Source organism: Pseudomonas sp. PSKL.D1 (assembly GCF_028898945.1).
In the GTDB taxonomy this organism is placed as follows: domain Bacteria; phylum Pseudomonadota; class Gammaproteobacteria; order Pseudomonadales; family Pseudomonadaceae; genus Aquipseudomonas.
Map to the genome: position 1 here is coordinate 1,193,432 of NZ_CP118607.1, position 23,900 is coordinate 1,217,331.

General features: G+C 57.7%; 15 protein-coding genes and 3 pseudogenes. 8 read left to right on the forward strand and 10 right to left on the reverse strand.

The features are described 5' to 3' along the window. Positions 1 to 210 precede the first annotated feature (210 nt). Positions 211 to 1,386, forward strand: a complete 1,176-nt coding sequence (locus PVV54_RS05275; protein ID WP_274908929.1) for an alpha-xenorhabdolysin family binary toxin subunit A — start codon at positions 211 to 213, stop codon at positions 1,384 to 1,386. 12 nt (positions 1,387 to 1,398) lie between these two features. Then, the gene (locus PVV54_RS05280; protein ID WP_274908930.1) at positions 1,399 to 2,343 is read left to right on the forward strand and encodes an alpha-xenorhabdolysin family binary toxin subunit B; all 945 of its coding nucleotides are present in this window, start codon (positions 1,399 to 1,401) and stop codon (positions 2,341 to 2,343) included. Here the strand turns inward: PVV54_RS05280 and PVV54_RS05285 are convergent. The 4 genes from PVV54_RS05285 to PVV54_RS05300 all read right to left on the reverse strand — a co-directional run bounded on the left by PVV54_RS05285 (position 2,330) and on the right by PVV54_RS05300 (position 10,438). Then, a complete protein-coding gene (locus tag PVV54_RS05285; RefSeq protein WP_274908931.1) occupies positions 2,330 to 2,722 on the reverse strand; it encodes a protease inhibitor I42 family protein in 393 nt (130 codons plus the stop codon). The two genes, PVV54_RS05280 and PVV54_RS05285, sit on opposite strands and share 14 nt — an antisense overlap. Before the next feature lie 135 nt (positions 2,723 to 2,857). Beyond that, positions 2,858 to 5,278 carry an endopeptidase La gene (gene lon, locus PVV54_RS05290; protein ID WP_274908932.1) on the reverse strand — a complete coding sequence of 807 codons (2,421 nt, stop codon included), beginning with the start codon at positions 5,276 to 5,278 and terminating at the stop codon, positions 2,858 to 2,860. Between the two features lie 245 nt (positions 5,279 to 5,523). After that, positions 5,524 to 7,935 carry a glucose/quinate/shikimate family membrane-bound PQQ-dependent dehydrogenase gene (locus PVV54_RS05295; protein ID WP_274908933.1) on the reverse strand — a complete coding sequence of 804 codons (2,412 nt, stop codon included), beginning with the start codon at positions 7,933 to 7,935 and terminating at the stop codon, positions 5,524 to 5,526. Positions 7,936 to 8,398: 463 nt separating this feature from the next. Further along, positions 8,399 to 10,438, reverse strand: a complete 2,040-nt coding sequence (locus PVV54_RS05300) for a TonB-dependent receptor (RefSeq protein WP_274908934.1) — start codon at positions 10,436 to 10,438, stop codon at positions 8,399 to 8,401. A gap of 144 nt (positions 10,439 to 10,582) precedes the next feature. Here PVV54_RS05300 and PVV54_RS05305 point away from each other — a divergent pair, with 144 nt between their 5' ends. Both PVV54_RS05305 and PVV54_RS05310 read left to right on the forward strand, forming a co-directional pair. Next, the gene (locus tag PVV54_RS05305) at positions 10,583 to 10,804 is read left to right on the forward strand and encodes a VF530 family protein (RefSeq protein WP_274908935.1); all 222 of its coding nucleotides are present in this window, start codon (positions 10,583 to 10,585) and stop codon (positions 10,802 to 10,804) included. Between the two features lies 1 nt (position 10,805). After that, positions 10,806 to 11,420 carry a Pr6Pr family membrane protein gene (locus PVV54_RS05310; protein ID WP_274908936.1) on the forward strand — a complete coding sequence of 205 codons (615 nt, stop codon included), beginning with the start codon at positions 10,806 to 10,808 and terminating at the stop codon, positions 11,418 to 11,420. 52 nt (positions 11,421 to 11,472) lie between these two features. On the opposite strand, the gene PVV54_RS05315 is transcribed toward PVV54_RS05310, so the two are convergent. From PVV54_RS05315 to PVV54_RS05330, 4 genes and pseudogenes are all read right to left on the reverse strand, one after another. Then, positions 11,473 to 12,231: a siderophore-interacting protein gene (locus PVV54_RS05315; RefSeq protein ID WP_274908937.1), complete on the reverse strand. Its 759-nt coding sequence runs from the start codon at positions 12,229 to 12,231 to the stop codon at positions 11,473 to 11,475. Then, entirely contained in the window at positions 12,224 to 12,760 is a 537-nt protein-coding gene (locus tag PVV54_RS05320) for a PadR family transcriptional regulator (protein WP_274908938.1), read from the reverse strand. Before PVV54_RS05320 ends, PVV54_RS05315 begins: the two co-directional genes overlap by 8 nt. Positions 12,761 to 12,849: 89 nt before the next feature. Further along, positions 12,850 to 15,987, reverse strand: coding sequence for a transglycosylase domain-containing protein (locus PVV54_RS05325; RefSeq protein WP_274908939.1), 3,138 nt, complete (start codon positions 15,985 to 15,987; stop codon positions 12,850 to 12,852). 122 nt (positions 15,988 to 16,109) lie between these two features. Next, positions 16,110 to 17,543 (reverse strand): annotated as a pseudogene (locus PVV54_RS05330) (FMN-binding glutamate synthase family protein); the annotation flags it as partial. A gap of 1,120 nt (positions 17,544 to 18,663) precedes the next feature. On the opposite strand from PVV54_RS05330, the gene PVV54_RS05335 reads away from it, so the two are divergent. Beyond that, positions 18,664 to 19,335, forward strand: a complete 672-nt coding sequence (locus tag PVV54_RS05335) for a tyrosine-type recombinase/integrase (protein ID WP_274908940.1) — start codon at positions 18,664 to 18,666, stop codon at positions 19,333 to 19,335. Here the strand turns inward: PVV54_RS05335 and PVV54_RS05340 are convergent. Beyond that, positions 19,334 to 19,566, reverse strand: a pseudogene (locus PVV54_RS05340) (transposase); the annotation flags it as partial. The gene PVV54_RS05335 and the pseudogene PVV54_RS05340 sit on opposite strands and share 2 nt — an antisense overlap. Positions 19,567 to 20,026: 460 nt before the next feature. Between PVV54_RS05340 and PVV54_RS05345 the strand changes: the two are divergent. Next, positions 20,027 to 20,305, forward strand: a pseudogene (locus PVV54_RS05345) (ATP-dependent nuclease); the annotation flags it as partial. Between the two features lie 598 nt (positions 20,306 to 20,903). Here PVV54_RS05345 and PVV54_RS05350 read toward each other — a convergent pair. Then, a protein-coding gene (locus PVV54_RS05350; protein WP_274907383.1) for an IS5 family transposase occupies positions 20,904 to 21,760 on the reverse strand; the annotation gives its coding sequence in 2 pieces (ribosomal slippage) (positions 20,904 to 21,416 and positions 21,419 to 21,760; 855 coding nt in all). 97 nt (positions 21,761 to 21,857) lie between these two features. Here PVV54_RS05350 and PVV54_RS05355 point away from each other — a divergent pair. Both PVV54_RS05355 and PVV54_RS05360 read left to right on the forward strand, forming a co-directional pair. Next, entirely contained in the window at positions 21,858 to 22,787 is a 930-nt protein-coding gene (locus PVV54_RS05355; protein WP_274908941.1) for an ATP-dependent nuclease, read from the forward strand. Between the two features lie 3 nt (positions 22,788 to 22,790). Next, complete coding sequence (locus tag PVV54_RS05360) at positions 22,791 to 23,792, forward strand: UvrD-helicase domain-containing protein (protein WP_274908942.1); 1,002 nt, start codon at positions 22,791 to 22,793, stop codon at positions 23,790 to 23,792. Positions 23,793 to 23,900 lie beyond the last annotated feature (108 nt).

Genomic DNA, 23,900 nt, shown 5'->3' on the forward strand with positions numbered 1-23,900 from the left:
TATCCAAAAGACTCCCTGGCTGCCTATTTATCGGACCAGAGCACACGGGGAGGGAGCGCGGTTCCACTACTCATGAATCTGTCATTGCAAGGCGAACTTTCTGTCAAGTAATTATTGATCGCCTGATCTCTGCAATACGGTCTGAATATTAATATTCATCCACGAATGGCTTGGGCCGATCGTATTGGCTTGAATATTTTGGAGATCTTCATGGGTGATGATGTTATCGAAAGTTCGATATTGATTGAGGCTGCTGAAGGCGTGATGCCGGAACACAAGCCATATACCAAACTGACGGAGGAAGAGCAGGTTTTGCTGGTGCCGGATCAAATTTTCAGATTCAAGGAAAATGAGCCGGCATTCATTTTTAGCAAGGAGAACCTGGTTTCGATCAGGCGGTATGTAAAAAAAATACGTCAGCTGCCTCAAGAGGAAGAAGTTTCAAATAATGTAGTGTTTCCCTCCATGGGGATTCAGGCCGTTGATGTGAACGGCTTTTACAATAATTTGCGCTCCCATGCGGGTATGTGGGACGGCATTGAAAATTTGTGCAAAACAACGGGGGCTGACCTACAGGTATTCGCCGAGGATTTGCTCGCTGAGGGCGGAGCATTTATTGATGAAATAAAAGGCATGGAAAGTTGGGGTGTAGGGGGCTCCACCGAGCCGTCCAAAGATCAGGATTTGCCTGCTGACGAAGAGGCGCTATTCAAGGAAAGCGTGGAAAATTATCTGGGTGGTCTTTCAGATAATATAAAAGATAAGCTGGAAGGTATTCGTACACTTAAGAAGATTATCGATGTGTTTGGTAATGATATCTTTAATGTCTTGGAGCCTACCGCAACGAGTTTGTCGCTGGCCATTGCGCAGAATGATAACTCCGGAATGCTGGCTGATTTGGAAGAAAAGATTGGAACGCTGGATGTTGAAATAAAACAACTCCTTGATGAATATAATTCTCTTGTTGGGACATCCTTTGCGGGTTTGGTTTTTGGCCCCATCGGGCTGCTGGTGACTGGGGGTATCTACGGGGCGCAGGCCGAGACAGTGAGAGCCCAGAAGAACGAAAAGATAGCCGAGCGGGAAGAATTGGCTAAATCCAAAAACCTGTTAATCGTGGGGGGTGGAGATTTCGATTTCATACGAGCAGATGTAGAGGATATAAAATTCCGCTTGGTGGATGTCGGCACGGCTGTCAAGAACCTCGAGGATGTATGGGTGCTGCTGGAAAGCTACATGACTACATCATTGGCTAAGGCAGGGCGGGTTACAACCCAGCTTGCTTTAAAGCGCTTCGTACGGAATTTCGAACTTGTCATAAAGCCGTGGGAAAAGATCCAGGGTGTTACTAAAAACATATCGAAGCTGTTCAATGAGGTCATGTGACGAGGGGGAGTTATGGTTGACGGTAAACACGTATTGCCCGAGCTTGAAGTGATGTATCAGGTGGAAACAGAAATGCGTGCTATCTACTACGGTGGTACGGCAAATATGCTGCCTGCCGTGCGTGAGCAGCTGCTGGATCTTGTGAGTTACATTGTTGTTGCTAACAACACACTACGAGAGAAGACGGTGTTGGCACTTGTGATGTTGGATAATGAGCTTGATAGCCCGGGGTCGAGCGTTCATGAAGATGATCTGGTTGCGCTGCGTTATGCAGTTCAAACAGAGGTTTCTCAAGTTGTGGCCGCGATGGAAAAGGTTGCAGGCTACCGAGCACCCAGTATTCAGACGTTAAAAAACCAGCAAGAGGAGTTGGTTGCGACGCGCCGCGAATCCATGGCAAGAGTTCAGGAACAGGTGATAAAAAAAGAGCAGGATCTAAAGGGCCTGGATGAAATTTTAAAGACACTGGATCGGCCTTCTGTGCATAAAGCGCTGAGCAACGCGATTCCAAAGGAGAGTGATATTGATGTGGCGCTTGCCACATTCAAAGACCCTACGGTGAGCCCGGAATTGGTCAAGGCTGCTCTGCACAATCTCAATAAAAATATGGAAGTATTGGCACAAGGGCGTGAATTTGCTGATGTTCTCAAGGCCAGGCGGACGCTGTGCAAAGCCAGGGACGAGAGTGCCAAGACACAGCGGGAGCTTGAGCTAAAACTTGGGCAGGCGGAGGAGGCGCTCACCCAGTTTGACAATGCGAATGAGTTTCTTGAAAAGCGCAAACCGTGGGTGGTACAGGCAGAAAAATTTGCTGGCAGTTGGCAGGCCCATGAGCAGGCGCTGAGTAAGACCAAGGAATGTGAATCGCTCCAGATCGCGTTGACCAATGCACGCGACTACCTCCTGGCCTTGCGGCGCCATTTTGAGAAAGGCGCAAGTTCAGCTATCTCACCTTGATCTCGCAGTCAAATGTTTGCACTGGCTTAACTTCTGGTGCCCAGGGCTGCTGATAAACCAGCACCAAATGCCCTTCGCCGGCGGCGCGGGCCTCGAAGCGCCAGGTAGAAACACCCGCGCTGCCAACGATGCCGGCGTCTTCCGGAGCGCTGTATACCTCTGGGCCGAGGTTACGCATTATCTGTGACGCAGGGTTTTGCAGCAGCCAGCGGTAACCGGTGGATGGGTTGCTCGGCAAGGAAAGCGTAAGTACCTGCCCAACCTGCAAGCGCTGGGGGCACTCGCTTTCGGCGTCCAGTTCGACCGGTTGCTGTGGATATTGGGCGCAGGCGGTGAGCAAAGCGAGGCTCAGGGGTACAAGCAGGCGAGGGCTGGTCATGGTGGCTCCGGAGACTGGCGGTGGCCTGAGGATAACCGAAGCATCTGGTTTTTTGTGCTGGGCTTGATGGCCCTTTTCGCAGAGGAGTAAGTCGGTGCGTTGATCCGACTTACTCCGCGAAAGGGCAGGTACAAGTCAAAACAGCACTTTAGCCACGTCGGCAAAGCGCTTGGCAAAATGCACAGTCAGCCCGTCACGCAGGTAATCCGGCAACTCTTCAAAGTCTCCGCGGTTAGGTTCGGGCAAGATCAGTTCGAAGATCTTCTGCCGGCGCGCGGCAATCACCTTTTCGCGTACCCCACCAATGGGCAGTACTTGGCCGGTGAGGGTCAGCTCGCCAGTCATGGCCACGCCTTTCTTGGGTGCCTGGTCGCGTGCGAGGGACAATAGCGCACTGGCCATGGTGATACCCGCACTCGGGCCGTCTTTGGGGGTAGCGCCTTCAGGCACATGCAGGTGGATGAATGCTTCGTTGAAGAAGCCCGGGTCGCCACCAAACTGTTTGAGGTTGGAGCTCACGTAGCTGTAGGCAATTTCTGCGGACTCTTTCATCACATCCCCAAGCTTGCCGGTAAGCTTGAAACCGCGGTTCAGCGTATGGATGCGGGTTGCCTCGATCGGCAGGGTCGCCCCCCCCATGCTGGTCCAGGCCAGGCCGGTGATAACGCCCTTGCCAGCTAGTACCTGCTCGCTGCGGAACACTGGCATGCCAAGTGCCGGCTCCAGGTCTTTGGTGCCGATCTTGAGTTTGGCATCCGGGTTATCCAGCAGCTTGACCACGGCTTTACGCACCAGTTTGCCCAGCAGTTTTTCAAGCTGGCGTACGCCGGCTTCGCGGGCGTAACCCTCGATGACCATGCGCAGGGCGCTGTCGCTGATGCTCAGGCTGGCCTTGGCCACCCCGGCCTTGTCCAATTGTTTGGGCCATAGGTGGCGTTTGGCGATGGCGAGCTTTTCTTCGGTGATGTAGCCCGACAGGCGAATCACCTCCATGCGGTCGAGCAACGGGCCGGGGATCGAGTCCAGGGTATTGGCGGTGCACACGAACAGTACTTTGGACAGGTCCAGGCGCAGGTCGAGGTAGTGATCGAGAAAGTCGACGTTCTGCTCTGGATCCAGGGTTTCCAGCAGCGCCGACGCCGGGTCGCCCTGGTAGCTCTGGCCCATTTTGTCGATCTCGTCGAGCATGATGACCGGGTTCATCACCTCGACGTCCTTGAGCGCCTGCACCAGCTTGCCCGGCTGGGCGCCGATGTAGGTGCGGCGGTGGCCCTTGATCTCGGCTTCATCGCGCATACCGCCGACGCTGAAGCGGTAGAACGGCCGGCCCAGGGATTCGGCGATGGATTTGCCAATACTGGTCTTGCCCACGCCAGGTGGGCCCACAAGCAGTACGATCGAGCCGCTGATTTCGCCTTTCCAGGCACCTACGGCAAGGAACTCAAGAATGCGCTCCTTGATGTCGTCGAGGCCTGCATGGTGCTGATCCAACACCTTGCGTGCATGCTGCAAGTCGAGCTTGTCCTTGCCGTAGACGCCCCACGGCAGGGCGGTTGCCCACTCCAGGTAGTTGCGGGTAACGGCGTACTCGGGCGAGCCTGTCTCAAGGATGGCCAGCTTGCCCATTTCTTCATCAATACGCTTTTGGGCCTGAGGGGGCAGGGTTTTGCCCTCCAGGCGCTGCACGAACTGTTCAAGGTCGGCACTGCGGTCGTCCTTGGTCAGGCCAAGCTCTTGCTGGATGACCTTGAGCTGTTCCTTGAGGAAAAACTCCCGCTGGTGTTCGCCAATCTGGCGATTCACCTCTGCAGAAATCTCATTTTGCAACCGCGCGACTTCAACTTCCTTGCGCAGCATGGGCAGGACTTTTTCCATGCGTTTGAGCATGGGCACACAGTCGAGTACTTCCTGCAGCTGGTTACCGGTGGCGGAAGTCAGTGCTGCGGCAAAGTCGGTGAGTGGCGAGGGGTCGTTGGGACTGAAGCGGTTGAGGTAGTTCTTCAGCTCTTCGCTGTACAGTGGGTTAAGGGGCAGCAGTTCCTTGATCGCGTTGATCAGGGCCATGCCATATGCCTTCACCTCGTCGGTGGGTTCAGCCGGTTGTCGCGGGTACTCGACCTCGACCAGATACGGCGGACGATGATGTTTGAGCCAGGTGCGGATGCGCACGCGAGACAGGCCCTGGGCGACGAACTGCAGCTTGCCGTTTTCCCTGCTGGCGTGGTGTACCTTGACCAGCGTGCCATATTGCGGCAGGGCCGAGGTGTCGAAGTGGCGGTGGTCTTCTGGTGGCGTGTCCATGAAAAACAGCGCCAGGGCGTGATCCGGGGTTTTTGCCACCAGGTCGAGAGTCTCGGCCCAGGGTTCTTCGTTGACGATGACTGGCAGCACTTGCGCGGGGAAGAATGGGCGGTTGTGAATCGGGATCACGTAGACCTTGTCCGGCAGCTGCTGGCCGGGCAGGGCCAGGGCGTGGCCAGGTTCGGTCTTGGGATCGAGGTGTTCGACTTCGCTGTGTTCGTCGGGTTGTTCCGGGAAATCCTGCTGGTCGCTCATGGGGCACCTGCGTGAATGACTATGGTGCTTAGATGGGGCGGGGGGGATGGGTTTCAATGGTAGACGATGGGCGTGGGGTGGGGTTTCATCTTTGCCGGGCGGTGTTGGATGGCACCGGCTTCGCCGGTTCGCGGCTGAAGCCGCTCCTACAAACTACGGCGCCAATCCCGAAATCGGCGCTATTTCTGTAGGAGCGGCTTTAGCGGCGAACCGGCGAAGCCGGTGCCACCCAACGCTGCAAAAGGTTACTCAGCCAATTTGTAAGCGATGATGTAATCGCCCATTTTTGTGCCCAGCGAACCATGGCCGCCAGCAACGATCAACACGTACTGCTTGCCGTCCTTGCCGGTGTAAGTCATGGGCGTTGCCTGGCCACCTGCTGGCAGGCGGGCTTTCCACAGCTCCTTGCCATTGTTCACGTCATAGGCGCGCAGGTACTGGTCCAGGGTGCCGCTGAGGAAGCCGACACCGCCAGCTGTGACGATCGAGCCACCCATGCTCGGCACGCCAACCGGCAGGCCGATCGGCACCGGGGTGCTGTCGCGGGTGGTGCCGTTCTTGCGCTTCCACACCACTTTGTTGGTGAATAGGTCGATGGCGGCCACGTAGCCCCAGGAAGGCGCCTGGCACGGCACGCCCAGTGGCGACATGAATGGGTGCATGATCACAGCAAACGGGGCGCCGGTATTGGGCTGCACGCCACTGGTCTCGCTTTCGCGCTTGCTGCCAGCCGCCACTTGCTCACGCGGCACCATCTTCGACACGAACGCCATGTAGTTGGGCGAGGTGAAAAGCAGTTGGCGCACCGGGTCGACGGACACGCCACCCCAGTTGAACACGCCGACGTTGCCCGGGTACACCAACGTGCCTTGTTCGGACGGAGGGGTGTACTGGCCTTCGTAGCGCAGTTCGCGGAATTGGATGCGGCAGAGCATCTGGTCGAACGGCGTCGCGCCCCACATGGCCTGTTCGGTCAGTTCCGGAGCCAGCAGGTTGAGGTCGGAGCGTGCTTGGGTCGGCGCGGTGTGGTCACCCTCGACGGCGCCCTGCGGCACCGGGATCTCGCGGATCGGCACGATCGGCGTACCGTCGCGGCGGTCGAGCACGTACAGGCTGCCTTGTTTGGTCGGTACGATGATGGCGGGCTTCACACCTTCCTTGGTTTTCAGGTGCACCAGGGTGGGTTGACTGCCCACGTCCATGTCCCACAGGTCGTGGTGGGTGAACTGGTAGTTCCAGCGGGCCTTGCCGGTGGCGAGGTCCAGCGCGACCACGCCGGCGCTGTATTTTTCGGCGCCGGGGGTACGGTTGGCGCCGTACTGGTCGGGCGTCTGGTTGCCAAGAGGCAGGTACACCATGCCCAGGTCTTCATCGACACTGGCCAGCGACCACATGTTGGCCGAATTGCGGCTGTAGGTTTTGCCGGGGGCCAGGGGCTTGGTGTCGTCGGGGTTGTTGCTGTCCCAGTTCCACACAAGGTGGCCGTCGTGTACATCGTAGGCGCGAATCACACCGGACGGTTCGTTGGTCGACTCGTTGTCGGTGACGTGGCCACCGATGATCACCAGGCTGCGGGTCACGGCCACCGGCGAGGTGGAGTAGTAGCCGCCTGCGGTGAACGGGCCGATGCCGGTGGTCAGGTCGATGGCGCCCTGATTGGCGAAGCCTTCGCAGACCTTGCCGTTGTCGGCGTTGATCGCGATCAGGCGCGCGTCGGCGGTCGGCAGATAGAGGCGGCGTGGGCAAGCCTGGGCGACAACCTGGCCTGCATCGGAGATTTTCGGCGCGGGGCTGCCGTCGCGGCTCACGTAGGCATTTTCGTCAAAGTACGAGACACCGCGGCAGGTCATGTGGGCAAAGCCCTTGAAGGTGCCCACCGGGGTTTTGATTTGTGGGTCGAAACGCCAGATCTCGGCGCCGGTGTCCGGGTCCAGGGCCAATACCTTGCTGTGGGCGGTGCAGGCATAGAGCATGCCGTTGGCTTTGAGCGGGGTATTTTCGTTGGTGAGTTCTACCGGGTCGTTGTCGGTTGGCAGGTCACCGGTGCGAATGCGCCAGGCTTCTTCCAGGCGATAGGCATTTTGCGGAGTGATCTGGCGCAGTGGGGAATAGCGGTCGCCATGCTCGGTACGGCCATAGGCCTGCCAGTCGCCATCAGGCATGGCGGGTGCGGCGCTGCCCATTTCGCTGTTGTCACGGCCGAGTTCACCGAACACTTCACCGGGGTGAGTGAATTGGCTACCCAGTGCGCTGGCGCCGGAGGCCACTACGGCAACACTGAGCAAGGCGATGTTGGCTTTGTTTGCCGGCCCGGTCAGTGGGCGGCGCGCCCAAGGCAGCAGCAAGACCACGCCGATGGCAAACCAGATGGCCAGGCGTGGCACCAGTTGCCACCAGTCCAGGCCCACTTCGAGCAGGGCCCATACAGTGCTGCCCAGCAGCACCAGGCCGTAAAGGCCAAGGGCGATGCGGCGCTGTGCCAGCAGTAGAACGCCCGACAATGCAAAGCCGATACCGGCAATCAGGTAGTACAGCGAGCCGCCCACCTGGCTCAATTTTATGCCGCCCGCCAGCAGGGCAAGGCCCATCAGCAACAGCAATACGCCCAGTGTGCGCGGTAGCCAGCGGCTTCCATTCTTGGCACCGTCAGTGCTCATCGTAGGTTCTCCGTCAGGTTGAAAGTGGTCAGTAAGTGCTTTGAATTTTCGTTGCCAAAGACAGCGGCGCTGGTGGCGGGTGGCTGGCGGTTCACGTGCCTTGGAACATCGTGTGCATTGGCATTACTGTAGTAGCAGCCAGCGTGTTATTCCGCCTTTCAGGCCATTGCCTTAGTGCTCCAGCCCCTTCCTCTTCCACCATGGCGCCGGGTGAGACAGGCGTTGATGCGGCATGAGATAGCGCTATCTTCTGATTGCGAAAACAACGAGAAGCGCGCCCGACAACGGACGTCTCAAGATCATGGCGGCACGGTTTGGAGGTGAAGCGTTTCAGCTTGGGCCGGGGAGGATATAGAGGAAATCGTCAGAAAAAAAGACAAATTGTCGCAGGGGATTGTTGCTAAATCGGCAACAGTAATTCGCAGGCGCGCCCTCGCGGCGCACCTGCGAAATGGCCACGATGTCAGAACGTCGTGCGCAGTCCAACTTCGACACTGCGGCCCGGTGCTGGCGCGATGTCTCGCAGGATCGAACTGGCATAGCGCACTGTCTGGTCCGTGAGGTTCTCGCCACGCACAAACGCCAGCCACTCGCTTTGCCCGATATCGAAGCGATAGCCGACGCTGGCGCCCAGCGTGGTATAGCCATCGGTGCTGGTTTCGTTGTCGGGTTTGCGGTGTTGTGATGCAGCATGCTGCACATCGACCCGCGCCTGCCAGCGGTCCAGTTCCCAGACCAGGCCGCTGTTCAGCCGCAGTGGCGCAATGCGCGGTAGTGGCTCGCCGCTGTCGAGGTTCTTGGCGCGAGTGTAATCGCCCGACAGTTCCAGCGCGAAGCTGCCGAAGCGGTTCTCCAGCAGTTGCCAGCGGTCCTGGGCTTCGATGCCATAGAAGCGTGCGCGTACGCCTTGGTACTGGTATTCGGGGAAGCCTTCGTCATCGTGATCATGTTCTTCCTCTGCGTGGTCATGATCATGGCCTTCACGCACATTACCTGTGCCAATCAGGCCGATGTAATTACGGAAGTGGCTGTAGAACACGCCAACGCTGCCCTTGTGGGTGCCGTTGTCGAAGCGCAGCGCCAAGTCGGCGGAAATGGCCTTTTCCTTGTTCAGGCTGGCATCGCCCACTTCATAGGCTCCGGTGGCTACGTGGGGGCCATTGGCATACAGCTCGTAGAAGGTGGGAGCGCGTTCGGTGTAGGCAAGGTTGGCTGCCAGCGACCAGATCGGGTCAAGCTGGTAGACCGCGCCGGACGACAAGCTGAAGGCATTGAAGCTGCTGGCGCTGTCGGCGTCGATGAAGTTTTCGTTGCCTTTGGCGTCGGGGTCTACGCGGGTATGCTCCAGCCGCGCGCCCAGGCTCAGGTTGAGGCGTTCGGTGGCTTGCCATTGTTCAAGCATGAACAGGGCCAGGCTGTCGGTGTCGGTGTGGGGTACGAATGCTTCCTCACCCAATGCCGAAAATTCGTTGCGGCTGACTTGCGCGCCGATTACACCTTCGACTGGGCCAAGCGGTTGATGACGGGCTTCGATGCGCGCCTCGTAGCCTTTGTTCTTGAATGTGGTGTGCACCTCACCGCTTTCGATCTCGCTGTGCTCGTAGTCGGTGTAGCCAGCATCGACCTTTACTGAGCTGAACGGGCCTTCCAGGTCTCGCAGTTCGGAGGCGAAGGCATAGTGGTCCTGTTTCATGTCCAGGCGTACGCCAGATTCTGCTACCGAGCCGTAGTTGCTGTCGTAATTGCTGTAGGAAAGGCCTGCATAGCCGTGGTCCCAATGGTAGGAGCCGCCGATGGCTCCTCCGTCCTGACGACCGTCGCTGTTTTCCAGGCGGTGCTTGCTGCCTGGCTCGTCGGCATCACGCACTTTGCTGCTGCGCGCGTAGCCTGGGATGCGCAGGTCATTGAACTGCCGGCTGTTGGCGTCCAGGTGCAGGGCGAATGTGCCGTCGCCCGCCTCAAGCTTGCCGGCGCTGCTGCGGGTGGTGTCGGCACCGCCGTAGCGCAGTTCACCGGCGCCGTGGATGCCTTCGATGGGGGCGTCGGGAATGCGATTGTCGAAGGTGTTGACCACGCCACCAATAGCATTGCCACCATAGAGCAGCGCGGCAGGGCCTCGGACGATTTCGACGCGCTCTACGTTTACCGGGTCCAGCGGCACGGCATGGTCGTAGGAAAGCGACGATGCGTCCAGCGCACCTACACCGTTGCGCAAGATACGGATGCGATCACCGTCGAGGCCCCTGATCACCGGGCGGCTGGCGCCAGGGCCGAACCAGGTGGAAGCCACGCCAGGCTGCTTGTTAAGGGTTTCGCCCAGGCTACCGTGTTGCTGCTGCAGCAGGTTTTCACCTTCCAGCACGGTACTCGGCGCTGCCAGCTGGCGGTTGCCCAACGGGTTGGCGGTAATGACTTGAGGTTCAAGTTCCACGGCATGGCTGAGGGATGAAGCGAGCCAAAGGGCGATGGCGAGGGGGGAGAGACGCAAGGGAGAGGACAGCATGGTGAAATGACGTTCCTTGGCAGAGACTTTATATTGTTACTATATAACATCTCTATTTCAGCACGGACGATTCGCCACTGGCCAGCGGTTTTTGCGCGGTCACTACACTCGTGTAAGGTGCGCATCTTTAAATCGGAGCACAGCATGAGCACGGCCCAACACAACGCGTTGCACGGCAAGACCCTCGAACAGATCCTCACCGAACTGGTGGCGCACTACCAATGGCAGGGCTTGGCTGAACGCGTGGATGTGCGCTGCTTCAAGAGCAACCCGAGCATCAAGTCGAGCCTGACGTTTCTGCGCAAAACGCCTTGGGCGCGGGAAAAGGTCGAGCAGCTCTACGTGAAAATGCAGCGCCAGGGCTGAGATGCTGCGCCGCCCGTGGTTGACCCTGGCCGCCATGCTCGGCTGGCTGGGCCTGACTGTGCAGATTGACTTGGTGCTGGTGGCGCGTTGGCAGGAGCAGGCCAGCCTGATGGGTGGGCTGATCACTGTGTTCAGCTACTTCACGGTGCTGAGCAATACCCTGGTGGCGACTGTGCTGAGTTACGCGGCCTTTGGCCGTGAGGGCACCGCCAAACGGTGGTTCCTGTCGCCGTCGGTGAGTTCGGCAGTGTGCGCGAGCATCGTGCTAGTGGCACTGGCCTATAGCGTGTTGCTGCGGCACCTGTGGCAACCGCAGGGCTGGCAATGGCTGGCGGATGAGCTGCTGCATGATGTGATGCCGCTGCTGTACGTTTTGTATTGGTGGTTCGAAGTGCCCAAGGGGGCATTGCGGCTATGGCATCTTGGGCTGTGGACGGCTTACCCGGCGGCCTATTTTGCCTACGCCCTGTGGCGGGGGAGCGAGATTGGTGTGTATCCCTATCCGTTCATCGATGTGGCGAATTTGGGGTATGACCAGGTGATGCTCAATGCCCTGGGCGTGTTGGCGGGGTTCTGGGCGATTGGTCTGGTGTTGTTGTGGCTGGACCGGTGGTAGGGGCGCCTGCGCCGGCCCGCTCGCACTTAGGGGGCAGGGCCGCCGCCATGAATCACTCGTCGTCTGCAGTCCCATCCGCACGCCAGTAAGCGGCCGCCTTGAGGGCATCTTCCGCTATCCCTCTGTGCAGCAGCAGCGCTTTGGCTTGTCGGGTTAACGATTTCTCGAGCGCTACCCAGCTGTAAAGCTTGCCGTCTGGCAGTGGCAACGCCTGCAGCCGCGCCAGCAAGTCCTCGTCACGTTTGATCCAGATGATCTCGACCTGCGCCTTGCTCGGCAGCGGCTGGCGTTCGTGGTCATCTTCAATCTGGATCACCGCCAGCACCTTGCGGCCCGCTGCTAGCTCTTCAAGGCGCCGGCCAATTGCCGGAATCGCTGTCTCGTCACCCACCAGCAGGTAGCTTTCGAAGATGTGCGGAACCACCATCGAGGCCCTCGGCCCGGCGATGTTCAGTATGTGCCCTGGCTCAGCCTGAGCTGCCCATGTCGAGGCAGGGCCATCGCCATGCAACACAAAGTCGATATCCAGTTCATTGGCCACCAGGTCGATACGCCGAGGCGTGTATTCGCGCATGGTTGGCCGTGCACCGCCATCCCTGCCCAGGTTGCGGGCGTCAATGGCGGCCTGCTGCTCGGCGCTTTCGGCAAACAGCAACTTGATATGGTCATCGCTGCCCAGGCTGGTGAAACCTTGCAGCTCTTCACCACCCAAGGTGATGCGGCGCATGCGGGGGGTGAGGTCGGTCACTTTCAGCACCTGCAGGCGGCGCTGGCGGATTTCGTGATTAACGCGGTGAATGGTGTCAGTCATGGGAATTCTCCGTGGCAGGCACAGCGGCGATGGCCTTGGCTGTGTCGTTGAGCAGGGTGCGCACCCGCTCGATTTCTTCCGGCGTCCAGCGGCCACTGTGCATGTGCAGGGCATGGCGCAGGTTGCCGACCGCTTCGTGGATTTCGGGCGGGCGGTCGTGGCCGCGCAGGGCGCGCTTGCTGACTTCTATGCGCAGGCGCATGCCATCCAGAGCGACGGCCTGGTCAGCCAGGGCATTACGGCCTGCTTCGGTGATGGCATACAGGCGCTTGCTGCCCTGCACCTGCCCGCCGATCAGTTCGGCTTCTTCAAGAAAATTCAGGGTGGGGTAGATCACACCGGGGCTTGGTGTGTAGCTGCCGTCGAACAGGTTTTCGATCTGGCGGATCAGGTCGTAACCGTGGCCCGGTTGCTCCGCGAGCATCGACAGCATCAGCAGTTTGAGGTCACCAGGGGCGAAGACCCGGGGGCCTCGTTCACCCCGTCCAGGGCGGCGTTCGAACAAGTCATGGGCGCTATGGTCGCGCATGATTTCAAGGCTCCATCTGTTTCGATATATCGCAAGATATTACTCAAGATATATCTAAAGACAAGCCTTAAAATGCGGATGATTCTCATCTATGTTTTCGATGCATCACTCCCATGCATCGCTACTTCGGGCGCTTTGCAGGCGTTTGGATTGCCCGGTTCCAGGTAGGGCATGAGGATCGGCGCCATGCCCTTGAGCACCTGCACCGGTAACGCTGATGTGAACTTGAAGGCCTCGGCAGAACGCCCCGGCACAAACGCCGTGAGCGTGCCGAAGTGGTTGTCGCCCAGGAAGAAGACGAACGTGGCGGTGCGGTTCAGCGAGCGGGAGCCGATCAGCCGGCCCCCGGCCCCGAAGCTTTCGATACGGTTGTCACCGGTACCGGTCTTGCCACCCATCACCAGTGGGGTGCCATCGTGCAGCTTGAAGCTGCCGGAAATGCGCCGCGCCGTCCCGGCGTCGACCACCTGCGACATGGCGCCTTTGAGCGCCCGCGCCACCTCCACCGGGAGGATGCGCACCCCGCGGTCAGGGTCGCTGACCAACTTGGTTTCGTACGGGGTGTTGGCAGCGAAGTGCAGGGTGTCGATGCGAAGCGTGGGCAGGCGCACGCCATCGTTCTGGATGATCCCGACCAGCTCGGACAGTGCCGCCGGGCGATCGCCCGAGCTGCCGATGGCGGTGGCCAGCGAAGGTACCAGGTGGTCGAACGGGTAGCCTACACGCTTCCAGCGTTGGTGAATGTCGAGGAAGGCTTCGATCTCGACCATGGTACGAATGCGGCTGTCACGCGCGCCTTGGTGACGGCTCTTGAACAGCCAGCCATACACTTCCTGGCGCTCGAAGCGGCTGGCGTTGACCATTTCGGTCAGCGTGGCGCTGGGGTGCTTGAGCAGGTAACCGAGCAGCCAGAGGTCCAGTGGGTGCACTTTGGCGATGAACCCCTGGTCGGGCAGGTCGTATTTGCCAGGGCCATAGGCTTCGTACATTTCGGCAAGGCGGCCATCAGTCAGCTTGCCCAAGGCAATCTTGTCCGCTTTGCTGTGCGCACGGACGAAGGCGTTGAACGTCTCCTGGCCTGCCTCCGGGAACAGGTATCGGTGTACAGCAGCCAAGCGCTGCGGGGTCACGCGCATGCTGTCCAGGAAGGTGTCCAGGCGCTGTTGTGAAGTCTTGCGCTGGTACTTCTTCCAGAAGCGCATCAGGTAGTTGGTGCCTTCCTTGTCGGCAAAGCGCGCCAGGTACTCCTGGCGACGAGGGTCGGCATCGTCCTTGAGCAGTGGTACCCGGTTGAATGGCTGCTGGTAGGTGACATAGCGCACCAGGTCGCGCATCAGGCGGATGAAGGGCAGGTTGATCGATTCGCGCAGCGCTTCCTTGAGCGTAGGGTTGCGGCTGTTGTCTTCCTTGCGGAAGTTGTTGAACACATGCATGCCACCGCCGGTGAAAAAGGCCTCGCCGGTATTGGCCGAATACTTGCGCTCCAGCGCGGCATCGAGCATGGCATCCAGGCTCTGGTTCTTGCTGTTCAGTGCCAGCCACTCCAGCGACCATTGGGTGATGCGGTCCAGCTCGGCGACTTCGACTTTCTTCAGTTCCGCGGCGGGTTTGCCAGCGTATTTGTCGTGCAGTTCGGCAATGATTTCCAGGTAGGTGGTCAGCACCCGCAATTTGGCGGTGGAGCCCAGTTCCAGCTTGCTGCCTTCGTTGATATCGAAGGGTTGGTCAGTGCTGTCGGTTTGCACCCGCACCCGCGAGCCGTCTGCGGTGCGCTCGAACAGCGTGAAGCTGTAGCGCACCTGGTCGGTGGTTTTGCTGGTCAGTAACCGCTCACCGATCAGACCGATCTGTGCCGCAAATTCCGGGTCGGACAGGTTTTTCAAGTACTGACTCACTTGCATCTGCAAGTCGGCCTGCAAGGTGCTGGTGGCCGAGACGTCGAGGCGATCCAGGTCATACAGCGGGCGGTTGAGCATGGCCGCCATGCGGTTGCGCGCCAGGCTGATGCCTTTGTTGGTGATGATGGGCACGATGGTCGGTTGCGCTACCCAGTCGCGGTACACGGCCTTGCTGGCGAGTGCCGCTTCTGCCAGTGGAGCGTCGACGATGCCATTGGCGGCGAGCACACGAATGTGCGAGTCGGTCAGTTCGGCCAGTTCGACCCGGCCTTTGGACAGGTAATGCGAAGGCCTGCGCTGGGCGATCATCAGCGACAGCACCTGGCGCAGGGCCAGGCCGCGCACCGCCATGCTTTCAGGGTCGGTTGCGGTCGACGTCAGCGCCTGGTTGACCTGGTCGAAATCAGCGCCGTACCACACGCGCAGGCCTTCAGCCATGCCATGCACCTCACCGTGCCCCGGGACGGCCGACAGCGGCACGCTGTTGAGGTAGTCGCGCACGATGCGTTGACGCGCCTCGGTCGTATCCGCGCCGCCCTGATAGGCGCGCACGCTGGCAGAAATCATCTGGCGAATTTTTTCGGCACCTGAAACGGTCAGGCCGTCAGGCGAGTGACGGTACTTTTCCAACTGCGTGGCCAAGGTGCTGCCACCGGCGGACTGGCCGGGCAGCGCGAGGTATTTGGCTATTTGGCTGTAGGCGGCCTTGGCGAAGCGCGGCCAGTCGACGGCCGGGTTGTTTTTCGGGTCTTTCGGGTCCAGCAAGTCGCGGTTTTCGATGAACAGCAGGCTGTTCACCATTACCGGCGGGATCGCCGCAAAGTCCGGGTAAAGGTGCTGCGGGTAGTTGTACTGGTAGAGCGTGTCGCCACGGCAGTCGGTGATCGACAGGCCGGCCTGAATCTTCTCGATATAGGGTGCGAACAGGCCATGGTCGACATAATTCATGAGGGCCGGCGAAAACTTCACCTGCTCGCTGATCAGGTAGTCGCGCTTGAGCAATCGCGGCAGAAACTCCCCCAAGGCGCTATAACCCAAGCGTTTGTCGAATGGCCCTTCACCCGGGTACACGATGGCATCGCTGGGCCCAGGCTGCAGCGAATAGGTGAGAGTGGTAGCCAGCTTGCTGAACTCGCGCGATTGAATTTCGGAGGTGCGAAACTCTTCATAGGCGGCATAACCCACCGCAACAATCGCCACCAGCAAGATCAGCAGGATCAGACGCCACCATAGCCGACGCTGACGGGGGGACTTTGGCTGTGGCGTCTCGGCCAGAGGTGATTCGGGTGCTTCCGTTCTGGTTGGTTCCGATTGCCACAGTGCGCCCATAGTCATCTATCCGGCCAGGTTATTTCGTCTTGCTTGTCTGAAGCTTAGACGCTGACGGGAAGAGGTGAAAAATTTGTAGGAGCGGCAAAGCAGGGGCAAGCACGCCCCTGCTAAAGGCCCTTTCAGGCCGCCACCTCACTGTGCGGCTCGAAACTGTCGGCCCGGGCCAGTTGCCACATGCGCGAATAGAACTGCCCGTTTACCTCGCCGGTCAGCAACTCGCCTGGCTTGAGGAATACGTGCATCTGCGAAAACAGTTTGATTTCAGTGGCCGAAATGCGCCGCACCAGGTGTTTGGCCTCCAGCTGCGCCGGGTGCTCCAGCCCGGCTGCTGCCAGCATTTCTGCCAGTGCGCGCAGCGTGTTGTGGTGGAAGTTCAGTACCCGTTGCGCCTTGTCCGGCACCACCAGTGCGCGTTGGCGCAGCGGGTCCTGGGTGGCCACCCCGGTCGGGCATTTGTTGGTATGGCAACTTTGCGACTGGATGCAACCGATGGCGAACATGAAACCACGCGCCGAGTTGGCCCAGTCGGCACCGATGGCCAGCACGCTGGCGATGTCGAAGGCGCTGACGATCTTGCCGCTGGCGCCGAGCTTGATCTTGTCGCGCAGGTTCAACCCGACCAGCGTGTTGTGCACGAACAGCAAACCTTCGCGCAGCGGTACGCCGATATGATCGGTGAACTCCACTGGCGCAGCCCCCGTGCCGCCTTCCTTGCCGTCCACCACGATGAAGTCGGGCAAGATGCCGGTCTCCAGCATGGCTTTGGCAATGCCCATGAACTCCCAAGGGTGGCCCAGGCAGAACTTGAAGCCCACCGGCTTGCCTCCCGAAAGCTCACGCAATTGGGCAATGAACTGCATCATTTCGATGGGCGTGGAAAAGGCGCTGTGGCGTGATGGAGATATGCAGTCTTCGCCCATCAGCACGCCACGGGTTTCGGCAATTTCCTGGGTCACCTTATGCTTGGGCAAAATGCCGCCGTGCCCCGGTTTGGCGCCTTGGCTCATCTTGATTTCGATCATTCGTACCTGTGGGCTGAGGGCCTGGGCGGCGAAGCGTTCCGGGTCGAAGCGCCCGTCCGCGGTGCGGCAGCCGAAGTAGCCACTGCCCAGCTCCCAGACCAGATCGCCACCATGCTCCCGGTGATAGGGGCTGATGCTGCCTTCGCCGGTGTCGTGATGGAAGTTCCCCAACTTGGCACCCTGGTTCAGCGCGCGGATGGCATTGGCGCTGAGTGAACCGAAGCTCATGGCCGAAATGTTGAAGATCGACGCCGAATAAGGTTGGCTGCATTGCGGGCCGCCGATGATGACCCTGAAGCTTGAAGGGTCGGCCAGCGGCGCGGGGCGCATGGAGTGGCCAATGAATTCGAAGCCAGACTCGTACACGTCAATCAGTGTGCCGAAAGGCTTGTCCGAAGCTTCGTTCTTGGCCCGGGCATACACGAGCGAACGCTGGGCACGGGAGAAGGGCAGAGCGTCGCTGTCGGCCTCCAGCAGGTACTGGCGGATTTCCGGGCGAATGCCCTCAACCAGATAGCGAATGTTGCCCAGGTGTAAGACACACCAGTAAATGAGAAAAACAGCATTAAAGAAGATTTCCTCTAATTAAATGAGAAAAATGTGACTTAGCTGGGACCTATGCTCCGTCCACGCGTTCACAATATCGATAGCCCCTCCGATTGAAGGCTTTTTTGTACGGAAAATACACGCGTCGACTCATGAATCTTTTCAACAATTAGTGAGTGTAGTTGACACTTATCGTTACGGCTTGGCTTTATAGTTTTCCCTGTAATTCGAAGCTCAGCACGACTACCAAATGGCATCTTAAATTTTAGCAACATATTTTTTCTGGAAAGCATCAAGCTATTATTCAGACTTGTAACCTGAAGGTTTTTATATGGCAGCACTCCTGAAGCAACAGACCTCACAGACAATGAAAGTAGCTGCGTAGCAGAAATCTCATTTTTGCTGAACTTGTTTCGACCACTCGGCATCAAAAGGCCACCCCCCCCCCTATGCATGCGAGGTAGCCATGACTGAAACTCAGAGGTTAGTACAAAGTTCGCATACGTCTTTGAAGGACACAGATAATGCCTGAACAGTTCAGCACAAGGGATGAGAATTCTAGCGAAGTAACTTTCAAATCGAACATAATTTATATGGGATAGGAACTCAGCTCTCGAACACTTGGCACGAAGAAGTCGTTGATTCATCTCTTCAGGTGGCAGATGATGGGCTGCGTCCACATAGGTTACGTCATAGCTACTGAGATCCACCCAGTGCCCCCCATAAGTATGTGCTGAGATTCTTCGCCCGTTCTGCCATAGTGATCCTGGAATGAGCACACGAATCGCGTCAATTGGAAGCGTCACATAGATACTGGACCCAGACCAGACTTTTTCTTTCAAATCTTTTACAGAACGACAGTAAAATACCGCTTCGAACCCCTCTTTATTCCTCGACAAAACCAACTGCCCAACGCCCATAACCTCCAAAATTGTTGAACCACGATCCAACTGGGGGACATATTTCATATTCAAAACGAAAAACCTATCCCAATAACAAGTCAAGACATACCATTAAAGTAGCTGATCCTAGCACGTAATATTGACATACCTATGTCGGCAACATCATATTGCGCTCACCCTCGCAGTCGACAGGTAAATTACCCTTGAACAATTTTTCTAAGTCCTCCGTCCTAACCAATACGCAAGTCGCGCACGCCGCGAATCTAGCAAAGTCAATTAGCCATGAAAACGGTAACCGAGACGCCGCGTTAGTTTTAACCTGCTTCTCAAGTGGACTAACAATCACTGAGATTGCACGACTGACCATCAAAGATTATTTAGCTGCGAACGGGGAGGTTTTACATGAATCTGAGGTTAGAGAAAAGATTTCCTACAACGGCCGAAGCCGACCACTTTTCTGGGCAAATGCAAAAACAAATTCTGCAATTGACGCACATTTAGCAGAGCGTTCAATTCGCAATCACGGCACCACATCACACAAAACATTTCGAGGACTAGAACCAGACTCTGCATTGTTCGTGTCCGGCCGAACCGGGGCTGCCTTGAAAATCAGTGTCAAGGTAAGAGATGGTCAAACTTACTATAGCTGCAACCAACTAAGTAGGCTCATTACTAGGCTGTTTGAACTCTCGGGAGCACAGGGAGTAACTGCACAATCTGGTAGACGAACATTAGCCTGCAAAATGGCGAAACATGGAATTAAGTACAGCTACATAGGTGAAGTCTTAGGCATTGAAAGCCTAGAAGCGGTAAAAAGATTGTGCCAAGGCTCGCCTCCATGCTTCAAAACAATCATGAAATCGATTTATAAGTGAATCGCCCCTGGTTTCGCCAACCCCGCAACCGTTGATACACCGTCGAGAAGGGCCGAAGCGTTCGGGCTTATTTCGCCACGCAGCGCCCTAACAGAGTACCCAGAGCGCGCCATCAAGCATTAGGCGGTCGCTCAAGCGGGGCCGCCCTAGGCCGTGGGTTTCCGTGAAGAAATCGGCGACCAGAGTCCAGGCCTCATATGAGAGTTCGTAACGCTTTACGGATACCGTCATCGCTCTGCGCGGTCAGCGAATAAATCCAGTAGTCGGCTGTCTCCGTTCGACGCGAATTTTTCTCCGGGTTTGGCGATGGGCGGTCTTTGAAGCCGAAGCGGACTCTGAGCCGCTTTCCGCTCTTACACAGGAAGTCGGCGTAGTCACGACCGTTTCGCGTGACGCTCAGGTCGTTGCTTGCGGCTACTGCGAGTAACCGCTGTCGAGTTCGAATCAGCCCAGCATCAATCGCGGCCTGCATGGCGCTCTTCAGCCGCCTAGCATGTTCGATCGCCTCCCGGTCCATTTGGGCTACTGATGGCTTTTTGCAATCGGAGCCTACGGTCAACAGCGCGAGGATGGCAACTCGCGCGTGTAGTAAAGCAGTCCCCAAAAACGCACCGGCCCCATTTCTCGACTACTGTTTGATGGCTATTGGCCTTGCTATCTGAGGCTTACATGGGATCGGGAGCGGACGGATATGCGGGTTGCACGGCTACAGATTGAGAATTTTCGGGGTATTAAGCGTGCGGATGTCTTGTTGCCCAAGCATGCCGTTATCGTCGGTGACAACAACATCGGTAAGTCTACGCTGCTGGAGGCGATTGATCTCGTCCTAGGCCCCGAGCGACTCTCGCGTCGGCCGGTGATCGATGAGCACGATTTTTATGCGGGGGAATATGTCGATCCACAGAGGCAGCCAGTCAACATCACCATTGAAGCAGTGATCACTGATCTGAACCTGGATCAGGAAATGCGCTTCCGGGATCACATAGAGTGGTGGGATAACGGTACGGGAGATCTGCTCGGTGGCCCGCCAGCAGAGGGTACTGACGAACAGATGGTTCAGGCCTGTTTACGCGTCGTTTTTGTCGGCAACTACGACGCTGATGAGGATGATTTCACTGGCACCACGTACTTCTGCTCGCCGATGAAACAGGATGGGTCCTACGATTTCTTCAGGACGGCCGATAAGCGTGTCTGTGGATTTCTGTACCTGCGCACGATCCGAACCGGCAGTCGTGCGTTGAGCCTCGAGCGTGGCTCGCTCCTGGACATTATTTTGCGGTTGCAGGACGACAAGAACTTCAAGATCTGGGAAGGACTCCTAGTCGAGCTTCGACAGTTGCAGGTTGCAGCTGATCCAGAGATTGGGATCAACGACATCCTGGCGAATGTGCAGGCCTCAATCCGCGGCTACATGCCCAGCGATGACGGCAGCGATCCCCAAATGCGAGTCACGCAACTGACACGTGAGTCTCTGCGGAAAGCGTTAACTGTCTTCATGGCAACCGGGGCTCAGCGCAGTGATGGCGAAGCGCATGCAGCACCATTCCAGAGCCAAGGCACCGGTACTATTAGGCTCTGTACGAAAAGAGATGTCGCAAACATCGCATGGAACAAGCCAGCGAGACCATGGCGGCATAGCTTTTTGCGAGCTTGTCGAAGCGTGTCACGATCCGGCGGTTCTCTTTCAGCCAGCCGAACATGCGTTCGATGATGTTGCGCTGTCGATACTTGGGGCGGTCAAACAGCCTGGGTAAGCCAGGCTTGGGCTTGCGCTTCATCGAACGCATCGGAATGACGGGTTGCATTCGATATTGGTCGCAGTAGCGGCGCAGCGCTTCGGCGTCGTAGCCCTTGTCGGCAAGCAACCACTTGCAGCGTTTACGCGGGCGGCCTCGTTGGCTCGATGGAATGCTGACTTCGTCCAGCAGAGGTTGCGCGTAGCTGATGTCACTGGCTTGGCCGCCAGAGAGGAGGAAGCGCAACGGTGTCCCGTTGGCGTCGCAGAGCATGTGAATCTTGGTTGTCAGGCCACCGCGACTGCGGCCTAGAGCGTGATCGGCAGGCTCGTCAGGCCCCCTTTTTTCCCGGCGCCAGAAGAGGCTCGGGTTGCGCGTACTGCGGTTGAGTCGATCATCCAGGTTTGCAAATCAATCAAGCCTTGCTCATTCAGTCTCAGGTGCAAGCGTTTGAGCATCTGATCGAATGTGCCCTGGTTTCGCCAGCCCCGGAACCGTTGATACACCGTTGACCAAGGGCCAAAGCGTTCCGGCATATCTCGCCACGCTGCACCCGAACAAAGTACCCAAAGCACGCCATCGAGCATCAGACGGTCGCTCAGGCGGGGCCGCCCCCGGCAATGGGTTTCTGTGAAGAGATCGGCGACCACAGTCCAAGCCTCATCCGAGAGTTCGTAACGCTTTGCCATCACAGAATTCCTTTCCGTAGATGGCCGGGAACCCTACAGAAATTCAGCGTCCGAAGGGTGGCGATTGGGTTTCTCGGGATTTCGTACAGAGCCTAACATGATGGTATTGGCACTTCTGTCGCTAATCGCGGAACTGAAGCAAAACGTGATTTTTGCGATGGAGGAGCCTGAGATAGCAATCCCGCCGCACATTCAGAAACGCATCATCAACGGCGTGCGCAGCAAGTCAGCCCAGGCGCTGTTTACCTCGCATTCGCCCTACGTGCTCGAAGAGTTCGAACCCGAGCAAGTTATCGTCATCAGCCGAAACGATGGGGAACTGAGTGCCATGCCTGCAGGGCTACCGCCGGGCATCAAAGCAAAAATGTACCGGCAGGACATGCGGCTGCGTGTTTGTGAGGCCCTTCTGGCACGTCGGGTACTGATTGCAGAAGGCCGGACAGAATACGACGCTTGGCCCGCCGTAGCTCGACTGCTTCATCAGCAGGAGCCAGAGTCATTCATGCCGCTTGAGGCCTTGGGCATTCCAATCATCGATGCGACGACAGATTCCCTGATCGCGCCGATGGGGGCTTATTACCGCAGACTCGGAAAGAAGGTCTACGCCGTGTTCGACGAACAGTCACCCGAGCAGCTCGAAGCTATCAAGGCGTCGGTTGACTACCCCTATCAGGCGCCTCAAAAAGGTTTCGAGAACGTCGTTCTCAAAGGAACCGATGAGGAAGTTTTGCGTGGCTGGGTAGCGTCTTTGATCGACAGCGGTGCTTGGCCTTCAGACTTAAAGGACAAGGCCCCGGGCCCTGATGCCACGAAGGATGAGGTAGTAGTGATTCTAGGGGTGCTGCTGAAGCGCTGGAAAGGCGATGGTGCTGCTGCCAGTTTGCTTTGTACCGCCATGACCCGACACCACCTGCCGGAATTCATTGTCAGTACCCTCGAGAGCATTACAGCCACAATTGTCCCCAAGAAGCCCGAGCCTGAACCTCCAGAACTGGATGATGACCTTCTCGATTTGGTCGGGCCTTAACAGATGATGGTGCTTGATCAGTCTCGACGGGATGTTATCGAATCCCCCAGCCATCTGATTGTGATGGGGGGGCCTGGCTCAGGGAAAACCACAGTCGCATTGCTTAAAGCTGAAGCATTTCTAGGCCGACTAGACCTCACAGAGTATCAGCAGGTGCTGTTCCTGAGCTTCGCCAGAGCAACGGTCGCAAGGGTTGCGGAACAGGCTGGGAAAATGCTGCCGAAACTCGAGCAGGCTCGGCTCGAGGTCAACACCTACCATGGCTTCACGTGGAATTTGCTACGCAGCCATGGCTACTTGCTCCGCAACGGTCGGCCCTTATCGCTGCTTCCTCCGCCAGAGGCTGCAGCCCGATTGTCCACATTGAGCGAAGAACAGATAGCCTTGGAGAAAATCAGGCTGCTCGAGGAGGAGGGACTGTTGCACTTCGACCTGTTCGCCGGCAATGCTGCCATGTTGCTGGAGAGAAGCAAGTCGCTGCAGCGCATCTACGGCAACACCTATCCACTTGTCATACTCGACGAGTTCCAGGACACGAACGAGGATGAGTGGCGTTTCATTCGAGCGCTGACTCGACATAGCCAGGTGCTGGCTTTGGCTGACCCGGAACAACGAATCTACGAATTCCGCGGTGCTAGTGCTAACAGGATTCAAGAATTCGAAGACGCCTACCGCCCCGCCTCCTTTTCTTTTGGAATGGAAAATCACCGGAGCACAGGGACCGACATCGTGCAGTTCAGCAACGATCTGCTGACAGGAGCCAATAAGAGCAGAGCCTACACCCATGTGTCGGTGACACCCTATGCGCCGCGCAAAGGGATGCTTCATCGGGCTTTCAAATTTGCCGTTCTGACCGCCATTGCACGGTTGAACAGAGGCGAACGTGATTGGTCGCTAGCAATTCTGGTGCCCAGCAAGAGCTTCATGGCAGAGGTTTCCGCGTATCTGTCGAGTGACTCGGATAATTTGCCGAGACTTTCCCATGAGGTAGCGTTCGACCAATAGGCTGCGGCGCTTTCTGCTACGGCTATCGCCGCGCTTCTCGAGGGCGGCGCGACTGCAGAGATCATTACTGAACGGCTGCTCAGAAATTTATGTGCTCACCTGCGTGGT

What these genes read in the sequence shown, in the direction of transcription:
- PVV54_RS05275 (WP_274908929.1), top strand. Translation starts at nt 211, where the DNA reads ATGGGTGATGATGTTATCGAAAGTTCGATATTGATTGAGGCTGCTGAA.
- PVV54_RS05280 (WP_274908930.1), top strand. Translation starts at nt 1,399, where the DNA reads ATGGTTGACGGTAAACACGTATTGCCCGAGCTTGAAGTGATGTATCAG.
- PVV54_RS05285 (WP_274908931.1), bottom strand. Translation starts at nt 2,722, where the DNA reads ATGACCAGCCCTCGCCTGCTTGTACCCCTGAGCCTCGCTTTGCTCACC.
- lon (WP_274908932.1), bottom strand. Translation starts at nt 5,278, where the DNA reads ATGAGCGACCAGCAGGATTTCCCGGAACAACCCGACGAACACAGCGAA.
- PVV54_RS05295 (WP_274908933.1), bottom strand. Translation starts at nt 7,935, where the DNA reads ATGAGCACTGACGGTGCCAAGAATGGAAGCCGCTGGCTACCGCGCACA.
- PVV54_RS05300 (WP_274908934.1), bottom strand. Translation starts at nt 10,438, where the DNA reads ATGCTGTCCTCTCCCTTGCGTCTCTCCCCCCTCGCCATCGCCCTTTGG.
- PVV54_RS05305 (WP_274908935.1), top strand. Translation starts at nt 10,583, where the DNA reads ATGAGCACGGCCCAACACAACGCGTTGCACGGCAAGACCCTCGAACAG.
- PVV54_RS05310 (WP_274908936.1), top strand. Translation starts at nt 10,806, where the DNA reads ATGCTGCGCCGCCCGTGGTTGACCCTGGCCGCCATGCTCGGCTGGCTG.
- PVV54_RS05315 (WP_274908937.1), bottom strand. Translation starts at nt 12,231, where the DNA reads ATGACTGACACCATTCACCGCGTTAATCACGAAATCCGCCAGCGCCGC.
- PVV54_RS05320 (WP_274908938.1), bottom strand. Translation starts at nt 12,760, where the DNA reads ATGCGCGACCATAGCGCCCATGACTTGTTCGAACGCCGCCCTGGACGG.
- PVV54_RS05325 (WP_274908939.1), bottom strand. Translation starts at nt 15,987, where the DNA reads ATGGGCGCACTGTGGCAATCGGAACCAACCAGAACGGAAGCACCCGAA.
- PVV54_RS05355 (WP_274908941.1), top strand. Translation starts at nt 21,858, where the DNA reads ATGATGGTATTGGCACTTCTGTCGCTAATCGCGGAACTGAAGCAAAAC.
- PVV54_RS05360 (WP_274908942.1), top strand. Translation starts at nt 22,791, where the DNA reads ATGATGGTGCTTGATCAGTCTCGACGGGATGTTATCGAATCCCCCAGC.